The organism is Flavobacterium sp. (assembly GCF_044371705.1).
GTDB lineage: Bacteria > Bacteroidota > Bacteroidia > Flavobacteriales > Flavobacteriaceae > Flavobacterium.
On the sequence record NZ_JBILTE010000231.1, the window covers coordinates 1 to 3,665 of the forward strand.

The window sequence follows — 3,665 nt, forward strand, 5'->3', positions numbered from 1 at the left end:
GGCATTCAGACTCTTGAAAGCGTTTATTACACTTTCTGCAGCTTTTTTAGTTTCTGCTAAAACAACGCCTTTTCCTTGAGTTCCTTCCAACAATTTGACAATCAAAGGTGTTCCGCCAACCATTTTTATTAAATCATCCGTATCTAGTGGCGAATTGGCAAAACCAGTGGTCGGAATGTCAATGCCGTGATTTAATAGTAACTGCAACGAATATAATTTGTCGCGTGATTGTGTGATAGCAGCCGAAGAATTCAAACAAAATATTTTCAATGCTTCAAATTGTCGCGTCAAGGCACAACCATAAAAAGTAATATTCGGACGAATTCTCGGAATAACCGCATCCAATTCATTCAAAATGGTTCCGCCACGGTAATGGATTTCAGGAGTGTCGGCATCCAGTTTCATGTAACATTCCTTGATGTTTAAAAACCGCATTTCGTGTCCGCGACGTTCACCGGCTTCCATGATTCGTTTGTTGCTGTACAATTCAGGATTACTGGCTAATAAGCCAATTCGGAGTCCGCTTTTTTCTTTTAAAACATCGGGGTATAAATCCTTTAATTTATCAGTAGAATTATCGCCTAATAAATATTTGCGTTCCGGGTCAACCATCGCTCGTCCGCTCATGGCTTCGCGACCCAACAACATTCGGAATCCCATGGAATCTCTGTTTGTTAAGGTCATTTCGATCGTCCAACTGGAGTCTCCTAACTTTAGTTGAGATTGAATGACGAATCGTTGTTCACGAAATCCGCTGGAACTTTTTACTATTCGTTTATCAATTAAAGGTGCCTGACAATGAATAATGGTTTTGACATTATTCTGAATAGGGTTGATGTCAAATTTCACCCAATGTTCACCGTCTTTGATAAACGGACTAATATTGATGGCATGTAAAGCAGAAGTTTTTGCACCTGAATCTACACGTGCTTTGATGGTAGGAATTCCCAAGTCAGGAAAGGAACACCATTCTTCACTACCTAAAATTAATTTGTTGTCTAACATGATTTTTGATTGATGCTGATAAAAAAAGCCACGAATTTAGAATTAAAAATACATAATTCTTGAATTCGTGGCTTAAAATAGTTGCTTATTTTTTAACTCGTTGGTTTTTCTGCTTTTTTAATTTTTACAGTTAATTCAGTAGCATCATCATCCAAATCCATAAAAATTTCATCACCATCGGCAATTTTGGAGGTAATAATTTCTTCAGCTAAGGCATCTTCCACATATTTTTGGATGGCTCTTTTTAACGGACGGGCTCCAAATTGCTTGTCAAAACCTTTTTCCGCAATATATGCTTTTGCTTTGTCAGACAAATTCAATGTGTAGCCTAAATCTTTGATTCGAGCAAATAACTTTTTCAACTCGATTTCGATAATTAAATCGATATGCTCTTTTTCCAATGGATTGAAAACAATTACATCATCTATTCGGTTTAAAAATTCAGGTGCAAATGTTTTTTTCAAAGCATTTTCAATAACACTTTTAGAATGATCATCTGCTTGTGAAACTTTTGCTGCAGTTCCAAATCCAACACCTTGTCCGAAATCTTTTAATTGACGGGCACCAACATTGGAAGTCATAATGATAATGGTATTTCTGAAATCAATTTTACGACCCAAACTGTCAGTCATATAGCCATCATCCAAAACCTGCAACATCATGTTAAACACATCCGGGTGGGCCTTCTCAATTTCATCCAACAATACCACGCAATAAGGTTTGCGACGCACTTTTTCAGTTAATTGACCACCTTCTTCATATCCTACATATCCCGGAGGTGCTCCGACTAATCGTGAAATCGCAAATTTTTCCATGTACTCACTCATGTCAATTCGCACCAGCGAATCTTCAGAATCAAATAATTCTTTGGCTAAAACTTTCGCTAATTGCGTTTTTCCAACACCTGTTTGGCCCAAGAAAATAAATGAACCAATCGGACGATTGGGGTCTTTCAATCCGGCACGGTTTCTTTGTATCGAACGAGCCACTTTTTGTACGGCTTCATCTTGTCCAATTACTTTATTTCTAATTAATTCGGGCAAATGAGCCAGTTTGTTGCTTTCAGTCTGTGCAATTCGATTCACAGGAATTCCGGTCATCATTGATACAACATCGGCAACATTATCTTCGGTAACGGTAATTCGGTTGTTTTTTGAATCAATTTCCCATTGTTCTTGAGCAATGGCTAAATCTTTTTCAATTCGTTTTTCGTCGTCGCGAAGCTTTGCTGCTTCTTCATATTTTTGTTTCTTAACGACTGTGTTTTTTAAATCACGGACTTCCTCCAATTGTCTTTCCAACTCCAAAATTTGTTTAGGAACTTCAATATTGGTAATGTGAACACGCGATCCGGCTTCATCCAAAGCATCTATAGCTTTGTCCGGTAAAAAACGATCGGACATGTAACGACTGGTTAATTTCACACAAGCGTCAATAGCTTCCGGTGTATATGTGACACTATGATGGTCTTCGTATTTACCTTTAATATTGTTCAGAATTGTAATTGTTTCTTCAATAGATGTTGGTTCTACAATCACCTTTTGAAAACGACGTTCTAATGCACCATCTTTTTCAATATACTGTCGGTATTCGTCCAAAGTTGTTGCACCAATACATTGAATTTCACCTCGAGCTAACGCAGGTTTAAACATATTGGAAGCATCTAGCGAACCTGTGGCACCCCCGGCACCTACAATGGTATGAATTTCGTCGATGAATAAAATGATGTCATCATTTTTTTCCAATTCATTCATCACTGCTTTCATTCGTTCTTCAAACTGGCCTCGGTATTTGGTTCCGGCGACTAAACTTGCTAAATCTAAAGTAACAACTCTTTTGTTAAAGAGAATTCGAGAAACTTTCTTTTGAATAATTCGCAAAGCCAAACCTTCTGCTATGGCAGATTTACCCACACCCGGTTCACCAATTAAAAGCGGATTGTTTTTCTTTCTTCTACTTAAAATTTGCGATACACGTTCTATTTCTTTTTCACGACCTACAACAGGGTCCAATTTGCCTTCTTCGGCCATTTCTGTTAAATCACGTCCAAAATTATCTAAAACAGGAGTTTTAGATTTTTTATTGGTTTTATTCCCCGGATTGTTAAAACTGCCTTCTTTTAAACTGTCATCTTGTCCGGAATCGTCATTAAATGATTCTGCTTTGGGAAGATTTTCATTGAAATCTTCTTCGTTGTTATTAGGTATCATATTCAAATATTGTTCTTTCGCTGAATCGTAATCAATTTTCAGCTTGTTTAATAATTTTGTTGTCGGATCATTTTCATTTCTGAGTATGCAAAGCAGTAAATGTGCCGTACTGATGGAAGAACTTTGATATACTTTAGCTTCCAAAAAAGTAGTTTTCAACGCACGTTCTGCTTGTCGGGTTAAATGCAGGTTCTTTTTTTCGTTTCCAATCTCTGTATTCGGGTTTGGAGGACTTAGTATTTCGACTTTTTTTCGGAGCAATTCTAAATTAACATCAAGATTGGTCAGTATATTTATAGCTTTTCCGTTTCCGTCCCTTAAAATTCCGAGCATCAAATGTTCAGTCCCAATAAAGTCGTGGCCTAAACGAAGTGCCTCCTCTTTACTGTAGCTGATTACATCTTTAACTCTTGGTGAAAAATTATCATCCATAGCTCTATTTTTTAAAGG

2 protein-coding genes are annotated in these 3,665 nt (G+C 37.2%); both read right to left on the reverse strand.

The window, feature by feature from the left end:
• On the reverse strand, positions 1-1,005 hold a 1,005-nt coding region (locus ACIQ2S_RS12110; RefSeq protein WP_396176349.1), incomplete at its 3' end, for a RimK/LysX family protein.
• Positions 1,006-1,097: 92 nt separating this feature from the next.
• A complete protein-coding gene (locus ACIQ2S_RS12115; protein WP_396176351.1) occupies positions 1,098-3,647 on the reverse strand; it encodes an ATP-dependent Clp protease ATP-binding subunit in 2,550 nt (849 codons plus the stop codon).
• Positions 3,648-3,665 lie beyond the last annotated feature (18 nt).